The sequence below is a fragment of the [Micrococcus luteus] ATCC 49442 genome (assembly GCF_010367585.1).
Lineage (GTDB): Bacteria > Actinomycetota > Actinomycetes > Actinomycetales > Micrococcaceae > Arthrobacter > Arthrobacter luteus_A.
Map to the genome: position 1 here is coordinate 1 of NZ_JAAAXP010000001.1, position 16152 is coordinate 16152.

Here is a 16152-nt window from a genome sequence, read left to right on the forward strand (position 1 = left end):
TGGGGCGGAAAAGGGTGGCGGGCATGGCACCCACGCTACGTTCGCGGGGCAGCGCCAGACAGCAGCAATGGTGCCTATGTGGACAACTCTCCCGGCGGCGTCGGACGCGTCCTTCCGGAGCGCGGAGGCACCAGCCTTAGCGCGGGCTGATCAGCCCGCGCCAGAGTGGGTGAAAGGTCAGCTGGCGGCGGCAGCAGCGGCGGGTGCCGGTGCAGCTGCCGGGGCGGGTGCCGCGGCCGGGGCAGCGGAAACGGTGCTTCCCTTGGCGTCCCGGGAGTCCGTCCGGTAGAAACCGGAGCCCTTGAACACCACACCAACGCTGTTGAACTTTTTGCGCAAGGCTCCCTGGCACTCCGGGCAGGACGTCAGGGTGCTGTCCGTGAACGACTGGAAAACGTCGAAGGCGTGGCCGCAATCCTTGCAGGCGTAGGCGTAAGTGGGCACTGATGCTCCTCCTCTTGGGCAAACGAGAGGTCCTGTGTTGCCGTGAACGGACGGGTCGTCCATTAGCAGTCGCAGGGCCTGAGTGCCAATTCTATCACCCCCGGCGCGTGGCCCTCCAGAGTGCCGCGGGGCGCCCCTCAGGAAGGGACGGTAAGTGCCACCAGGCCTGAGGGGGTCAATGCCAAAGGGATCTTCCGGTCAAACTCTTCGGCGGGAATTGTTCCGGCGGGCAGCACTTCGGATTCAAAGACGATAGCGGCCAGCGGGATGTCCAGCCCCCTGCTGTCCAGGGAGCCCAGCAGGACATCGTAATAGCCGCCACCCTGGCCGATCCGGTTCCCGCTGCGGTCCAGCGCGGTGGCAGGGATGAAGAGCCCCGCCACGGAGGCCAGGATGTCGTGGTCGTGGCGGGTGCCGGCGGGTTCCATGACGGGGGCGTAGCGGCTTCGGACCAACTCGGCTTCCGGGGCCCAATGTGCCCAGCTGAGCCGCCGGCCCGGCTCGCAGACAGGGAGCAGGACGGTGTGGCCGTGGCGGTGGAGTTCGCGGATCAGGGGCAGGGTGGGAGGCTCGGGTTCCACCCCAAAGTAGGCGCAAAAGGTCGACGGCGTTCCACCCGTCAGCTGATTGGCCCAGGCGGCGCCGTGGGCCGCAAGGGCGGCACCTGCCTCATCGCGCTGGTCAGGGTTGGTCGCGGTGCGGCGCTCGCGATGGAGCGCACGGATGCCGGCCTTTGCCGCCCTGTCGCCGTCGGACATGCCGTTCCCTCTTTCCTATGCCGGCGCCGCCGTGCCAACCGGGGGTGCGCTGATGCAGTGTGCCAGGTTTGGGTGGCCAACAATTATTGAATGACCAGCCCCTCCGTTAGATTAGTCCAGTGACTACCTCTCAGCAGACTGTACGCAAGGCCGTAATTCCCGCCGCAGGGCTCGGAACCAGGTTCCTGCCAGCCACAAAGGCGATGCCAAAGGAAATGCTCCCGGTGGTGGACAAGCCAGCCATCCAGTACGTGGTTGAAGAGGCCGTCAATGTTGGTCTCAACGACATCCTGATGATCACAGGCCGCAACAAGCGCGCCCTGGAGGACCACTTCGACAGGGTTCCCTCACTGGAGGACACCCTCGAAGCCAAGGGTGACCTGGCCAAGCTTGAGTCGATTCAGGCAGCAAGCAACCTCGGCGACATCCACTATGTGCGGCAGGGCGATCCCAACGGCCTGGGCCACGCTGTCCTTCGTGCAAAGCAGCACGTGGGCCGCGAGCCCTTTGCTGTCCTGCTCGGCGACGACCTGATCGATGCCCGGGACGAACTCCTCAGCACCATGATTGAAGTCCAGGCCAAGACTGGCGGATCCGTGGTGGCCCTCATTGAGGTTGAGCCCTCCCAGATCAGTGCATACGGCTGCGCGGACGTTCAGGCCATCGACGGCGAAGGGTTCGTCAGGATCAACAAGCTCGTCGAAAAGCCTGACGCGGATGAGGCACCCTCCAACCTCGCAGTCATTGGCCGCTACGTTCTCCACCCTGAAGTTTTCGAGGTGCTTGAGCGGACCGGTCCAGGCCGCGGCGGTGAAATCCAGCTGACCGACGCGCTGCAGGAACTGGCAGCCGGAAGCGGTGAAGGCTACGGCGTTTATGGAGTGGTCTTCCGCGGCCGCCGTTACGATACGGGCGACAAACTCAGCTACCTTAAAGCCTGCGTCCAGCTTGCCATTGACAGCGACGACCTCGGCCCGGGCCTGCGCGACTGGCTCCCGAGCTTCACTGCCGGCCTCACTAAATAGCTGCCGTGCGTTCCGGACCCGTCTGGCCCACAACCCTGGAATGCGGTGACCTGGTCCTGCGTCCCATCAGGTACCGGGACAAGAGGGAATGGACAGAGGTCCGGTCACGCAACCGGGACTGGCTGGCACCATGGGAAGCTTCCAACCCGGCTCCCGGCGGGGTGCTTCCGGATTACCGGCAAATGGTTCGGTCCCTAAAAATTCAGGCCGCCCAGGGCACCGCCTTGCCGTTTCTTATCACCGAACGCACGCCGCGCTCGGCGTCACCGGTCATCGTGGGCCAGCTGACTGTCTCATCGATTGTGTGGGGCTCCGCCATGATGGCAACGCTGGGGTATTGGGTTGACCAGGCCCGGGCAGGTCATGGCATTGCGCCCACAGCCGTGGCCCTGGCCACGGATCACTGCTTCCAGGCGCTGGGCCTGCACCGGATGGAGATCAACATCCGGCCTGAGAATGGTCCCAGCCTGCGGGTGGTTGAAAAGCTGGGTTTCCGCGACGAAGGCTACCGGCCGCGCTTCCTTCATATCAATGGGGAATGGGCTGATCACAGGTCTTTTGCCCTGACGGCGGAAGAAGTGCCGGAGGGGTTGCTGAACCGGTGGCTTGCAGCCCGGTCCTGACCTGCAAGGGCCCTTCCCGAGTCATAAATCCATTGATTTGCCACGTTGCCCGCGACACACCGAGGCTAATGCCGCAGCGGCCGGTCGAATGCTCATACGGTTTTGATTGTGGACATCCCCCTCAGCAGCTCAGTGATCCTTGTGGTTGCCGTCGTGCTCTGGATCGTATGGGTAGCGCCGTACGTCCTGCGAAACCGCCGGCACCAGGCCCAGGCCGCCGGCGAGTATTTCGCGGACGTCCCAGCTGTTGAATCATCGGACCCGAGAGCCGGGACGGTCATGAACATCACCGCCCAGCAGGAGAAAGCCATGGATATCAGGAAGAGCCCAGGAACCGCAGCCGAAACAGCCGGCCGTGCGACGACAGGCGGGTTCCGGATCCGATATGGCCGAACTGGCATCGCCCTCGTTGGAGTTGTCGCACTGCTGACTGCCTTTGTGTCGGGCGTTCTGCTGCTCTTCGGACTTGGGGCGGCATGGCTGCCCGTCACCGGGCTGGCCATTACTGTTTTTGCCGTGGCGTTGCTGCGTTTCCTGGCTGTGCGTGACCGCAAGGCCAAAATGAACGCCGCCTTCCGCGCCGCGATGAGCGCTCCCGTGCGCCGCCAGTCTCCTGTCACGCCGGCCGTGGCCACGCCACAGCCGGCCGCCCGGCCGGAAAGCCGGCTCTTCGACGCTGAAGCGCACCAGCCCAAGCCAAAACCCCTGACCGCCATGGAACTCCGGGAAGCGGCTTTGGCTGTCGCTGTTGCGGCGGGGGACACCAGCGCTGCAGCCGCCGAAAAGCCTGCTGAAACTACGTGGGAACCTGTTGACGTGCCGAAGCCCGTCTACGTCGAGGCCGCGAAGGCCGAGCGTCCGGCGCCCCGGCCGCTTGACCTGCCTGAAGCGCCGAAGGCCACGGGCAAGCCGTCCCTGAAGCAGGGCGCACCGGCAACCGCACCGGCTGCCGCACCTGCCGACAAGCCCCTGACGAAGGCGCAGAGCGCCCTCAGCACCCTCGACGACGTCCTGCAGCGCCGTCGCGCCTGATTCTCAATTGGTAATGGGCAGGGAATATTTGTAGCCTAAGTTCAACCGGCCCTGCCGTTCCTTCCGGGACTCAGGCTGTTCCGGGGCTATAGCTCAGTTGGTAGAGCGCTTCGTTCGCATCGAAGAGGTCAGGAGTTCGAATCTCCTTAGCTCCACAAAGTCCTTGCGTCACCCCGGGGTGGCGCACAAACAGCGGGGCCACCCGGAGGTGTCCCCGCTGTAAATGCCGGCGAGTGCCGGCGCATTGAGTTGCTGCGTACGCCGTTGTCAGTGGCGGCCACGCTTTTGCTTCTCGGAGTCAACAACTTGGACAGCGGTGGCCAGGGTGCCATCTGCCAGACTTCCCCAGGCGTACACGATCGTGTTTTTGCCGCCCTCAACCGTGAAGTCGGCCGGCCCGATGACCGGGGCGGTGGTCCCCGCTGCGGCGACGGAAGCTGAAACTGTTCCGGCCTTCAGCTTCAGGGTGGCCTCGTCAGGATTGCTGAGCCCCTCAATTACTGCCGTATCACCGGCGAGGACGTCGACTGCCGGGGCTGCGGCTATGTGCCTGACCGTCAGCTTGCCTTTGTTGTCGTTGCGGGGAGCCCTAGTGTCGTTAGTGAAGAGCGTGGCTGTGGGGGCGCCGTCAGCGTCGAGGTGGGCTGCCGCGGTGTAGTTCTTGCCCTCATCGAGTTCAACGGTGACCGGTCCGATCGCCGGGTTGTCGGCGCTGGTGGCGTCCGAGGCGGTGATGGCGATCTCGTACTCACCGGCTTCGAGTTCCAGCGGACCGGCCAGGTCCCCGGGCTTGAAGTTGTCGAGTGTGAGGTTGCCGTCCACCCAGACATCCACGATCAGGCCGGGCACACCGTGGAGGACCGAGAGCTTGGCGGGGTCATCGCCGTGGTGGTGCCAGCCGCCGGCCTGGGCTGGAGCAGCGAAGGCCAGTGCGGCCGCGAGCGACAGTGCTCCGGCGGCGTAGGTTGTTTTGCGCATTTCAAACTCCTCATAGGGACGCCCGGGGGACGGGCTGTGCTTGTGCTGACACCTGTACTACCGGCGGAGCGCCCCTTGTGGATGCACGTCGTGAAGTCTTTTTTGGCGGAACATTGTTGGCCCGCCAACCAGAAGATCTTGCCGCGGTTTATGACAGGTACTTCAGCAGCAGGTCTGTGGTCTGGCGGCTGCATCGCGTGATCCGGGGGAGATGGTCCGCCGCAAGCCGGGGCAGCAGCCTCTCCGGTTCAGCGTGGCGGGTGTCGAGCCGGATGGAACGCTCCAGCCCCGCCGCAAGGTCCGCCAGGCGTTCGGCCCCGACCATCTGGCTGGAGGTTTTGAGGCTGAGCACAGCATCCAGGGCGCCGCTCAGGTCCCCGGTAGTCAGGGCAAGCCGGAGTTTCTGGAGCCGGGTTGGCAGGAGAGCGATGAAATTGTGGATGAACACCTTCCACACTCCGCCATCGTCATCGAGCCCCTCCCGCAGCCTGTCCAAAACCGCGGGGTCCAGCAGTGGCAAGGCATTGCCGCCCATAATCCATCCCGAGAATCGTTTTCACCGTCAACGTCCCCCAGGACTTTTTATTGACGATACGAGGCAGGGCGGGTGAGCGCACGAGTAGCCGGTACTCGAATTTCCCGCAGCCACGCCTCCGGCTCATTGCACAGCCGGAGGTGTGGCTGCCGGGCTTGGTCCGGCGTCCCGGCACAGTGCCGGAGGCGGGGCAACGGACATTCCGGGCTGACAGTTACCGGAGCGGGTCGAAGGGGCGGATCTGCTCAGGAATGTGGCCGGTGGCGATCTGCTCGGCCAGCAGCTTGCCGGTGGCCGGACCAAGCACGATGCCCCACATTCCGTGACCGCCGGCAACGTAAACACCGGGGGAGCGGGTGGCGCCGACAACCGGCAGCCCGTCGGGAGTGACGGGGCGCGCGCCCACCCAAATGTCCTCCAGGTTCTCCAGGTCCATGTTGGTGAACAGCGGCCGGACCGAAGCCAGGATGGCATCGATGCGTCCCGTCTGCAGTGGCTCGTCCGGGCCGCGGAACTCCATGGTGCCGGCAATCCGAAGCCGCCCCTGATATGGCGTGCACGCTACGCGGCGGGCGGGGAAATAGATGGGGAACTCGGCGGGATGGTCGGTCGCGACGCTGAAGGAATAGCCACGTCCGGCCTGGATCATGGTCTTCACTCCGAGCGGTTTGGCCAGCGCCGGAAGCCAGGCACCGGTGGCCAGCACCACGACGTCGGCGTTAACCGGTTCCTGCCCGTAACTCTCCACGGAAATCCCGTTCGGGCCGTGACGCAGTGATCGTACGTCCATTCCGCTCAGGATCCTTCCACCCCGGGCCCGCACGGCATCTGCCAGCGCCTGAACGAATGGCCCGGGTTCGATGAAGCGCTGTTCGTCCATCTCGTAGACCGTTGAGACGCCGGCCGAGAGCTGGGGCACCTTGACTTGCGGGTTGTCCAGCCGTGTAAGGGGTACCCTCTGGCCGGCTTTCTCCACCTGCTGGATCTCGTGGATGAACGGCCCGCTTTCTTTTTCTCCCTCGAATCCGATGATGAAGGGTCCCTTGCGGGTCCATGCGTCCACGCCGCTGGAAGTCAGTTCATCGAACGCGTCCAAGGCCATCCGGTCGATCGGCGTCAGGGCTGCCATGGCCTTCCTCCAGGCCTTAGCAGTGGCATGGAGGCCGAAGCGGGCCAGGAATGCCCACAACTTCGGATCCAGCCGGGCCGGGATGTGCAGCGGGGCAGTGGCATCGAGCAGCGCCTTCGGGGCATAGGACCACAGTGTCGGATCCGCGAGCGGCATGGCCATGCCCGGCGTGAGCCAGCCGGCGTTGCCCCACGAAGCGCCGGCGCCGACGCCGGAGCGATCCAGGACTGTCACCTCGATGCCGCGTTCCTGCAGATGCCAGGCCGTAGCCAGGCCAACCATTCCAGCACCGGCAACGACGGCGGTGCGCGGCGACTGTGCGCGTGAATACATTCGACTCTCCCTCACCATGACTTATGCCACCTGGCATTGGCACCAGTGTGAAGAATATTAAAACGAAGCTCAATTGATTCGGCGATGATTCTAAGGAATGGTTGCTTATGCCAATTGATTCAAATACTGGCGGAGTTTTGACTCGTGGTCCGAATAACGCTCGGCCTTCCGTGCTGGACGAAACGGACCACCTCATCGTCCAGATGCTGCAGGCCGACGCGCGGACGCCGAACAACGCCGTTGCCGCGGCAGCCGGCATCGCCCCCTCCACATGCCACGGCCGCATCCGCTCCCTTCAGGAGCGGGGCGTCATCCGTGGGTTCCATGCGGACGTGGATCCGGCGGCGGTAGGGCGCGGACTTCAGGCCCTGATCGCCATCCGGCTGCAGGCCCACGCGCGGGCCAACCTGACCAGGTTCGAAAACTACCTGGCCGGACTCCCCGCGGTGGAGAGCATCTTCTTCGTCACCGGGGACCGGGACTTCCTCATCCATGTCGCCGTCGCGGATTCAGCCGCGCTCCGTACACTGGTGGCCGACAACCTCAGCCTCAGGCCGGAAGTGGCCGGCACGAATACCACCGTGATCTTTGAATACTTGCGACGCGCCGACAGTTCCCTCACTGCTTGAGAGCATGGAGTAGCTGGCCGCTGCACCACGTGCAGTGTCAGGATTGAAGCCCACGCGCAGGCCAAAGGAGGCCCGGACATGACCGACCTGACAGCAGCGGCACCCGAAACCGGCTACGCCCGGGTCAACGGGCTCCAGATGTACTACGAGCTGCACGGCGAGGGCGGTACCCCGCTGTTGCTCCTGCACGGCGGGCTCTTCGACATCGGGCAGCAGTTCGGCTCTCTCATCCCGAGCCTTTCGGAGGGTCGGCGGGTCATCGCCACGGACTTCCAAGGGCACGGACGCACCAACGACATCGATCGGCCGCTGGGAACTCACCACCTGGCGTCCGATGTCATTGGGCTTCTTGGGCACCTTGGTGTCGACAACGTGGACGTGTTCGGCTTCAGCATCGGCGGTGCGGTCGCTCTGGACCTGGCGATCAACCACCCCGAACTCGTGCGGAAGCTCATCGTGTCGTCCGTGTCGTTCCGGCCGGAGGGGGAGCGCGGCGGAAATGCTGAAGCGGTGGCGGAGATGACGGTGGATATGATCGCGGGCACACCGATGGAAGGACGCTATCTCGCCGTGTCGCCGCACCCCGATCGCGGGCACCTGCAGGGCCTGCTCGACAAACTCGCCCGCTACGGGGCGGGTGAAAGCGGATGGAGCGACGACGAGATCCGCGGGATCGCCGCACCGACGCTCATTACCGTGGGTGACTGTGACATGGTCAGGCTCGACCACGCAGTAAAGTTTCTCCAACTGCGCGGTGGAGACGTGAACGGCGACTTCGAGGGTGTGCCCGCATCGCAGCTGGCAGTTTTCCCGGGCACAACGCACTTCTTCGGGCTTGCGCGGACCGGCCTCGTACGCGACGTCGTCATCACGTTCCTGGATGCGCCCCCGCCCACCGGCTGGGCCGATCGGTGACGCGTGCCGGTCCGAAGTTCCGCCGCCCGGAACCAAGCCTTGCGGTCTTAGGAAAGAATTCAGCCACAGTTTATCCATCGGATGGAGTTTTGACGCTGCCGCAGCATAGGATGGGCCCGTCTCATACATCAAATTAACTGGGGGAACCTTGAGCTATCCGCAATACCCGCAACAGCAGACGCCGCCGCAGACCATGCCAGCCGGCGAGCCGCCTCTCTGGGCACCGCACTACGGTGCATCGTTCCCGGTAGCCGCCAAGCGCTTCTTCACGAAGTACGCTACGTTCTCAGGCCGGGCGAGCAGAAGCGAATACTGGTGGTGGACCCTGGCCGCAGTCGCCGTCAGCATCGTCCTGAACATCATCATCGGATTGGGCACAACCACTTCGAGCCTCAGCAGCACCCCGGACTTCGGCCCGGCTGCCATCTTCGGATACGTACTGCTGGGAATCTGGGGCCTGGCCACGCTGGTTCCCTCACTGGCGCTGTCAGTGCGCAGGCTGCACGACGGAAACTTCAGTGGCTGGCTGCTCCTGCTTCTGCTGATCCCCTTCCTGGGTGCGATTGCCGTCCTGGTTTTCATGATTCTGCCGTCCAACCCGGCCGGACAGCGGTTCGACCGGCCCGCCGGCTACTAAGGGCACTGCCGGTCCAGCCATTGCTGGCACCATTAAGCAACGCCAAAGGGCCCGTCATATGACGGGCCCTTTGTGCTGCGCGCTGAGGGCCGATGGCAGGAACGTGCGGTCGGGCCAGGGCGGGCACCGGTTTCATGAGAGAGTGGATGCGGCCGAATCGCTGGCCTGCCGCCACTAACAAGACTGGATTGGACAGCACCGATGAGTTTGATCCGGCTGAATGACGTCAACGTCAGCTTCGACAACACCCAGGTACTCCGCGAAGCCTTCTTCAAACTTGAGGCCGGAGACAGGGTGGGGCTGATCGGGAAGAACGGATCCGGCAAGTCCACCATCCTCAAGCTGATCCAGGGCCAGGTTGCCCCCGATGCCGGAACGGTCGCCGTCGAGCTCGGAACCAGGACAGCCTACTTTTCCCAGTTCTCGGAGCTCAACGGCGAATCCACCATCCTGGAGGTCCTGGACGGACTATTCGCCCACGTCAAGCAGATCGAAGCCGAGCTGGCCCATATTGACGCAACCATCGCCGCTGACTCCTCCGACGCCGCCCGCCTGGATGAGCTGATCCACCGCCAGTCAGAGCTCTTTGAGGCCATGGACCGGCTCGATGGCTGGGACTACGCCCGCAGCATCGACAAAGTCCTGACTACCCTGGGATTCAGCGACCACCACCGCACCTGCGCCATCGACGAACTGTCCGGCGGCTGGCGCAACCGGGCCGCCCTGGCAAAGATCCTGCTCGAAGCCCCGGACGTGCTGCTGCTGGATGAACCCACGAACTACCTGGACGTGGCCGGCGTCGAATGGCTGGAAGGGTGGTTCCGGACGTTTAAGGGTGCCGCGATCATCGTCTCGCATGACCGGAAGTTCCTGGACTCCGTTGTCACCCGGATCATCGAGGTGGAGAACTTCCACCTGCATGAGTACCCGGGGAATTTTGCCGAGTACGTGGTGGCCAAGCAGTTCCGGCTCAAGAGCCTTGAGAGCCAGTTTGTGCATGAGTCCGAACTGCTTGCCTTCGAGGCAGAGGGCATTTCCGACCGCCGCGAGGCAGCCAAGGCAGCCGGCAAGGGACTGGCAAACCAGCTTGCCAGGATCAAGAAGAGCAGGACGCCCCGGCCCGTTGACCAGATCATCACGGAGATCTATGGAGGCCTCTACGTCAAAGACGTCCTGTGCCGCGTGGAATCACTGAGTAAGGCCTACGGCGGCAGGACACTGTTCAGCGGCCTCAGTTTCGAAATCGGGCGGGGCCACCGGATCGCCGTCATCGGGGCCAACGGCAGCGGCAAGACCACACTGCTCCGCGCGCTGACGGGCGAGGAACCGGCAGACTCGGGCACCGTGGCATGGGCCAAAGGGGCGGGAATGGTCTCCTACAACCAGGTCCTGGCCGAACTGGACGACGCCGATACAGTCACCCATGCGGTCAACGCGATGCCGGACAGCCTGGCCCTGACGGCGACGAAAAAGTCCGTCAACAGGTTCCTGGCGATGTTCCAGTTCTCCGAAGCAGACCTCAAGCAGCGGATCGGCAACCTTTCGGGTGGCCAGCGTGCCCGGGTGGCCATGGCCCAGTGCTTGCTTTCAGGCGCCTCCGTGCTCCTGCTTGATGAGCCCACCAACCACCTCGACCTCTCCAGCACCCAGGTTATGGAGCGCGCACTGCTGCATTTCCCGGGCGCGGTGGTGGTGGTCAGTCACGACCGCTTCTTCACGGACAAGATTGCCAACCGCCGGCTTGTCTTCAGTGCTGCCGAGTCGGGGCACGGCGCCGTCGCCCTGCAGGCCAGCTGACTCCTGGAGTCCAGCCGGGTCAGAGCCAGCCCTTCTTCTTGAAGATGATGTACATCAGGGCGGCGGTACCTGCCATCAGGCCGATGGCGAAGGGGTAGCCGGCAGTCCAGTGGAGTTCGGGCATGTGTTCGAAATTCATACCATATATCCCCGCCACAATGGACGGCGCGAAGAAGATCGCCGCCCAGGACGAGATCTTCTTGACCTGTTCGTTTTGTTCAGCGCCGGCCTCGTTCTGGCGGTTGGCAGTCAGCGTCCCGTCCAGTGTGAGGGCGTTCTGAAGCAGGTCGCGGAAGGAGTCGGCACGGGAAATGACCCGGGCCACGTGGTCCTCCACGTCCCGCAGGCTGTGTTGCAGCTCGGAATTCACCCCATACTTTTCGAAGCCGCGCTTAAGTTGGTGCATCATCTCCGGCAGGGGATGGATGGCGCGCTGGAACTGGATGACTTCACGCGCAAGTTCATAGATCCGGCGTGAGACTGTGCTGTCGCCGCTGAACAGTTGGTCTTCAATCTCGTCGATATCGTTTTCCAGCCCGGCAACAACCGGCGCGTAGTCATCCACCACCATGTCCAGCAGGGCATACAGGACGGCTTCGGGACCGTGCCGGAGCAGGTCCGGGCGGTCTTCCAGACGGCGCCGCACCCGGGCCACCCCTGCCGTTTCGGCATGGCGGATGGTGACGACATAGTTCTTGCCGGTGAAGATGTGCAGCTCCCCGAACTCCACGGTTTCGGTCGCATCCAGGTACCGGGCCGGACGGAGAACGGTGAACAGGTGGTCCGGATAGCGCTCCAGCTTGGGGCGCTGGTGCGCTGAAATGGCGTCCTCCACCGCGAGGTCATGCAGTCCGAATTCGGCGGCGACCGCTGCCATCTCCGTCGCCGTGGGCCTGTATAGCCCGATCCATGCCATCCCGCCATGGTGGGCGAGCACCTCGAAGGTCTGTTCGAGATTCTCCGGTTCAGCACTGCGGACGCCATCCACGTATACGGCGTTATCGATGATGGTCACGTCAGGACATGGCTCCGATAATGGCACCGGCCACCGTCATGGCGAGCACGTCGTGCCCGGAATCAATAAACGTAACGGCCGCTGGCCTTCCGGCGAACCCGTTGTGGATGACATGGCCGCCGGCGCGGAACACCAGTGCCAGCACCAGGGCGAAAAAGCCGCCTGCCACGGCAGTGTCCAGTCCGAGCTTGCTGATCAGGACAGCAAGCAGGACTGCGGTCAGCGCGGCGGCCACCATCATGGGAACCCAGATTCCCGGGCCGCCCTCGATGTTCTTGAGGTCCTCTTCAGTCTTGCCAATGGCTGCCATCCACCGTTTACCAAGGACTGCAGGCATGTACCAGACAAAGCCGATGAGCATGGTCGAAACGAAGGCTAAAAGTACGGCGAGCCAGTTGATCTGTGAGATGTGTGAGAGCCAATCCATCCTCGAATCCTAGCCTTTGCCCGGTACAGCCTGAGCGAGGCGGCTGATGAGCGGCTCGGTCCGGTAGGGAATGTGCGTGTGGAGCGCCAGCACCGTCTCGGTCCGGATAACACCCTTGATGCGGAGGATCTGGCGGAGCGCGGACTGCAGGTTATGCGTGTCGGTGGCCACCACCCGGCACCAGACGTCGCCCCTGCCGGAAATCTCGTGAACCTCCAAAACCTGCGGCAGCAGGCGGAGGGCCGCCACCACTCCGTCCAGCTCCCGGTGGGTCACCTCGATGGTGACGAACGCGACGACGTCGTAGCCCACCGCCGCGAGATCCACCTCGCGTCCGCCGCTGTGGAGTAAGCCGGCGCGGAGCAGGCGCCTGACGCGCGACTGCGCTGTGTTGCGGGCTATGCCCAGCGCCTCGGCGATCTCACCGATCTGTATGCGGGGATCGCGGATGAGTCCCAGCAGGATCTTCAGATCAGTGGAGTCCAGACTATTCAAATTGTTGCTTTCGGCTAGCAGTGCTCTAACTTCTTGACTGTTTTGCTCAATTCTTTCATAAGGAACAGCTCCATCCAGCAGGATTGGCCCAGAATTTGGTTATCCCTATTTACCCCCGGAGCGGCGTCCCACAAGGAGTTTCCCGTTCCGGCAGATGCCAAGGCAGAGCGAATGACAGTCTTCAGTGAACTCCGCATGCGCCCGGTTACCGCCGGTCGCCGGGGCTGGAACGCATCCACCACCGCACGGCTGGTGATGGCCGGCGCCGTCATCTCCCTGCTGCTGGTGGGTGCAAACCTGGCCACACCCCTCTATCCGCTGCTCCAGGCAAACCTGGGACTCTCACCGCTCGGGGTTACGGCGGCGTTTGCCAGCTATGTCCTGGCACTGGTGGCCACGCTGATGCTGGCCGGCCACTGGTCGGACCATATCGGCAGGCGGGCCGCCCTTATCCTGGCCGTCCTCGCAGGCCTGGCAGGAGGCTGGGTGTTCTCACAGGCGGAGACCCTCCTGGCGCTATCGGCCGGCCGGGCGATGCAGGGTGTAGCAGTCGCCCTGGCCACCGGCGCCAGTGCTGCCGCGCTGCGGGAGCTGCTGCCGTCCCGCCCGGAATGGGCGTCCCGTTTTACGCTGCTGGCGACGGCAGGCGGCGTGGCGGCAGGCCCCGTCATCGGCGGCCTGCTTTCCCTGCTGCCGGGACCCACCACCGCGCCGTACTACGTTCACTCGGTGGTGCTGGCCGGAATGCTTGTGCCGCTGTTCCTGTTGAACGCCCGGCCTGCCATCAGGCCACCTGCCGGACCGCGGCCCATCCTGGTCCTGGCTCCACGCCGGCCATCGGTGTCCACTGAGGCCCGGGGCGCGTTCTGGCTTGCAGCCGGTGTCGGCTTCCTGAGCTTCTCCGTATTTGGTTTCTGCCTGTCGCTGGCACCCGGCTACTTTGCCCAGATCGTGGATACGGGCTCGCGTCCGGTGATCGGCGCCCTGGCAGGGATGACGCTCGGGGCTTCGGCGCTGAGCCAGCTGATGGCGGTGCGGGGCCGCTTCGTGGTTCCGGCCGGTCTGGCGGTCCTGGGTATCTCCGTCCTGCTGCTGGCGGCAGCAGCGTCGTGGCACAGCCTGCCGCTGCTGGTGGCGGCCAGCGTCTGTGCCGGCCTGGGGCAGGGTGTCGCCTTTCGCACTGTTTTCAACGACGTGGCGGCCAAGGTGGAGGTTTCGCACCATGCGCAGGTCATCAGCACGGTCTACGTCATCACGTACCTGGGCAGCGCGGTACCGGTCATCGGGCTGGGATGGGCAACCTCAGCGTTCGGGCTGCAGGCAGCGGTGTTGGGCTTTGTCCTGGTGTGCTGTGCAGCGGCGCTGACGCTCGCCGCCCTCACCTTCAGGACCGCGCGGCGCCAGCGGACTGCCTAGCGGAGTTCTGCCCGGGTGCGGCTCCTACTCCGGCAGCGGGCCGTGGTTGCCCTGGATGTGCTCGAAGACGAGGGTGGTTTCGGTGTGGCCCACCACGGGGTCGGTGGCGAGGTTGTCGAGCACCCAGTCCCTCAGGTCCTCGGTGCTTCCGACGGCGATATGCAGCAGGTAGTCCACGGAACCTGATGTGTGGAACGTGGAGAGAACCGCTGGCAGGTGCGGCACGCGTGCGGTAAAACGATCGATCTGGTCCCGGTCGTGGGCCCGGAGCCGGACAGCCACGAGGGCCTGGACCGACCTGCCGATTGCCGAGAGGCTGAGCTTGGCTTCAAAGCCCTGCACGATGCCGCGCTCGGACAGGGCGCGGGTCCGCATCAGCGCGGTGGACGGGGCGATGCCCACCAGTTCAGCGAGCTGTTTGTTAGAGATCCTGGCATCGTCCACCAGGGCGGCCAGAAGCCGCTCATCAATGGCGTCCAGCGGTTCGAAGTGGCTGCCCGGCCGGATGTTTTTGGGGTTGGTGCTCATGGGATCTCCTCACGTGTCCTTGAGTTCATCCTAGACGCCTGATTCCGTCCCATCACCTCCGCTCGAGCCGTTTGGCCGAATAATCGCCACGGGCAGGGCCGGTTTCCTGGCGGATTGTTCTGCGGGTGAGCATTTCGTGACCAGCCGCGGCTCTGCACCGGAGTTCGTCAGAGCGGGGCGGGCGTCTCACTTTTCCTGGAGGGATGTACGACGGCGACTGTCACCGCCGTGATGCCTGCCAGGGCCACGATGGCCAGGCCGAGTGCCGTCCAGCCCCAGGCCTGGAAAACAAGGCCGCCGGCCCAGCCGATGACACTTGAGCCCAGGTAGTACGCAAGGTTGTACAGGGATGCCGCCTGGGCGCGGCCGGTTGTGGCAATGCTCCCGGTCCAGCCTGACCCGATGCTGTGGGCGGCAAAGAACCCACCGGTGAAGATCACCAGGCCTGCCAGGATCAGGGCGAGCAACTGCGTGAGCGTCAGGGCCAGACCCGCCGCCATCAGGATGAGACCCGCCAGCAGGACGGTCCGCCGGCCAAAGCGTGCCGTCAGGCCGCCCGCCCACCGCGAGGTAAGGGTTCCCGACAGGTAGGCGAGGAAGATGAGGCTGATCAGGGTTGCCGGCAGCAGAAAGGGTTCGGCGGACAGACGGAAGCCCAGGTAGTTATAGACAGCCACAAAGCCGCCCATCATCAGGAATGCCTGGATGTAGAGGGCCAAGAGCCGGGGGTTGCGCAGGTGGCCGCCGAGCGTGGCGAAGGCGCCGCGGAGCCCGGCAGCTTTTGTGGCGGTGAACCCTCTGGCCTTGGGAATCAGGATCAGGAAAAGTACGGCAGATACCGTTGCCAGCAGGGACACTGCCAGGGCGGCCGTCCGCCAGCCCCACAGCTCACCTGCCGGGCCTGCCACGAGCCTGCCGGCTAATCCGCCCAGGGTGGTGCCGGCAACGTAGCTGCCGGCCGCCATGGCAGCATGCGCGCGGTTCACTTCCTCGTTCAGGTAGGCGATGGCGATCGCCGGGATTCCGCCCAGGGCCATTCCCTCCAGCAGCCGGAGGGCGAGCAGCATGCCGAAACTGGGGGCCAGCGGGACCACGAGTCCCAGAACTGTTGCTGCCGATATGCCCCAGGTCATGGCTTTGACCCGGCCTATCCTGTCCGCAAGGAAGGACCAGGGAATGACGGTGACTGCCAGGCCTACTGTGGCGAGCGAGATGGTCAGCGCTGCCTCTGCCGCCGTGATGTGGAGATCGGTGGCAATGAGTGGCAGGACCGCCTGGGTGGAGTACAACTGGGCGAACGTCGCTACCCCCGCGAAGGCCAGCCCGGCCAGGATCTTGCCGTAGGCGGCGGAGCCTTTGGGGTGGCCTTCCCAGCTGTTCCGGTGGACCGCGTTGGAACCCGGGGCGGCGGCATTAAGTGGCATACCTCAAGGGTA

18 protein-coding genes and 1 tRNA gene are annotated in these 16152 nt (G+C 64.5%); 9 read left to right on the forward strand and 10 right to left on the reverse strand.

The window, feature by feature from the left end:
- Positions 1–177 precede the first annotated feature (177 nt).
- A complete protein-coding gene (locus tag GUV69_RS00005) occupies positions 178–444 on the reverse strand; it encodes an FmdB family zinc ribbon protein (RefSeq protein WP_164198708.1) in 267 nt (88 codons plus the stop codon).
- Between the two features lie 137 nt (positions 445–581).
- Positions 582–1202, reverse strand: a complete 621-nt coding sequence (locus GUV69_RS00010; RefSeq protein ID WP_164198709.1) for a 5-formyltetrahydrofolate cyclo-ligase — start codon at positions 1200–1202, stop codon at positions 582–584.
- Positions 1203–1321: 119 nt separating this feature from the next.
- Here GUV69_RS00010 and galU point away from each other — a divergent pair, with 119 nt between their 5' ends.
- The 4 genes from galU to GUV69_RS00030 all read left to right on the forward strand — a co-directional run bounded on the left by galU (position 1322) and on the right by GUV69_RS00030 (position 4037).
- Positions 1322–2227: a UTP--glucose-1-phosphate uridylyltransferase GalU gene (galU, locus tag GUV69_RS00015; RefSeq protein WP_164198710.1), complete on the forward strand. Its 906-nt coding sequence runs from the start codon at positions 1322–1324 to the stop codon at positions 2225–2227.
- 5 nt (positions 2228–2232) lie between these two features.
- On the forward strand, positions 2233–2850 hold the full coding sequence (locus tag GUV69_RS00020) for a GNAT family N-acetyltransferase (RefSeq protein WP_164198711.1): 618 nt from the start codon (positions 2233–2235) through the stop codon (positions 2848–2850).
- Positions 2851–2982: 132 nt separating this feature from the next.
- Positions 2983–3882 (forward strand): hypothetical protein, encoded by a 900-nt coding sequence (locus tag GUV69_RS00025; RefSeq protein ID WP_164206057.1) that lies wholly within the window; start codon positions 2983–2985, stop codon positions 3880–3882.
- An 82-nt stretch (positions 3883–3964) separates the two neighbouring features.
- A tRNA-Ala gene (locus GUV69_RS00030) sits at positions 3965–4037 on the forward strand.
- A gap of 112 nt (positions 4038–4149) precedes the next feature.
- Here GUV69_RS00030 and GUV69_RS00035 read toward each other — a convergent pair.
- The 3 genes from GUV69_RS00035 to GUV69_RS00045 form a co-directional block, all read right to left on the reverse strand.
- Positions 4150–4860, reverse strand: coding sequence for a DUF4397 domain-containing protein (locus GUV69_RS00035; protein ID WP_164198712.1), 711 nt, complete (start codon positions 4858–4860; stop codon positions 4150–4152).
- A gap of 148 nt (positions 4861–5008) precedes the next feature.
- Positions 5009–5395: an Hpt domain-containing protein gene (locus tag GUV69_RS00040; RefSeq protein ID WP_164198713.1), complete on the reverse strand. Its 387-nt coding sequence runs from the start codon at positions 5393–5395 to the stop codon at positions 5009–5011.
- Positions 5396–5609: 214 nt separating this feature from the next.
- The gene (locus GUV69_RS00045; protein WP_164198714.1) at positions 5610–6857 is read right to left on the reverse strand and encodes an NAD(P)/FAD-dependent oxidoreductase; all 1248 of its coding nucleotides are present in this window, start codon (positions 6855–6857) and stop codon (positions 5610–5612) included.
- 170 nt (positions 6858–7027) lie between these two features.
- On the opposite strand from GUV69_RS00045, the gene GUV69_RS00050 reads away from it, so the two are divergent.
- The 4 genes from GUV69_RS00050 (at position 7028) to GUV69_RS00065 (ending at position 10835) form a co-directional block, all read left to right on the forward strand.
- Positions 7028–7486: an Lrp/AsnC family transcriptional regulator gene (locus tag GUV69_RS00050; RefSeq protein ID WP_244292575.1), complete on the forward strand. Its 459-nt coding sequence runs from the start codon at positions 7028–7030 to the stop codon at positions 7484–7486.
- Between the two features lie 78 nt (positions 7487–7564).
- Positions 7565–8401 (forward strand): alpha/beta fold hydrolase, encoded by an 837-nt coding sequence (locus tag GUV69_RS00055; protein WP_164198716.1) that lies wholly within the window; start codon positions 7565–7567, stop codon positions 8399–8401.
- Positions 8402–8549: 148 nt separating this feature from the next.
- On the forward strand, positions 8550–9038 hold the full coding sequence (locus GUV69_RS00060; RefSeq protein WP_191079406.1) for a DUF805 domain-containing protein: 489 nt from the start codon (positions 8550–8552) through the stop codon (positions 9036–9038).
- Between the two features lie 201 nt (positions 9039–9239).
- On the forward strand, positions 9240–10835 hold the full coding sequence (locus GUV69_RS00065; RefSeq protein WP_164198717.1) for an ABC-F family ATP-binding cassette domain-containing protein: 1596 nt from the start codon (positions 9240–9242) through the stop codon (positions 10833–10835).
- Between the two features lie 19 nt (positions 10836–10854).
- Here the strand turns inward: GUV69_RS00065 and corA are convergent, their stop codons facing one another.
- Genes corA through GUV69_RS00080 form a run of 3 tightly spaced genes read right to left on the reverse strand, consistent with a single transcriptional unit; the run spans position 10855 to position 12772 of the window.
- Complete coding sequence (corA, locus tag GUV69_RS00070; protein WP_164198718.1) at positions 10855–11850, reverse strand: magnesium/cobalt transporter CorA; 996 nt, start codon at positions 11848–11850, stop codon at positions 10855–10857.
- 1 nt (position 11851) lies between these two features.
- A complete protein-coding gene (locus GUV69_RS00075) occupies positions 11852–12277 on the reverse strand; it encodes a DUF1761 domain-containing protein (protein ID WP_164198719.1) in 426 nt (141 codons plus the stop codon).
- Between the two features lie 9 nt (positions 12278–12286).
- On the reverse strand, positions 12287–12772 hold the full coding sequence (locus tag GUV69_RS00080; protein ID WP_164198720.1) for an Lrp/AsnC family transcriptional regulator: 486 nt from the start codon (positions 12770–12772) through the stop codon (positions 12287–12289).
- A gap of 171 nt (positions 12773–12943) precedes the next feature.
- Here GUV69_RS00080 and GUV69_RS00085 point away from each other — a divergent pair, with 171 nt between their 5' ends.
- Entirely contained in the window at positions 12944–14188 is a 1245-nt protein-coding gene (locus GUV69_RS00085) for an MFS transporter (protein WP_164198721.1), read from the forward strand.
- A gap of 24 nt (positions 14189–14212) precedes the next feature.
- Here the strand turns inward: GUV69_RS00085 and GUV69_RS00090 are convergent, their stop codons facing one another.
- Entirely contained in the window at positions 14213–14716 is a 504-nt protein-coding gene (locus GUV69_RS00090; RefSeq protein WP_164198722.1) for an Lrp/AsnC family transcriptional regulator, read from the reverse strand.
- 167 nt (positions 14717–14883) lie between these two features.
- The gene (locus GUV69_RS00095) at positions 14884–16140 is read right to left on the reverse strand and encodes an MFS transporter (RefSeq protein ID WP_164198723.1); all 1257 of its coding nucleotides are present in this window, start codon (positions 16138–16140) and stop codon (positions 14884–14886) included.
- Between the last annotated feature and the right edge of the window lie 12 nt (positions 16141–16152).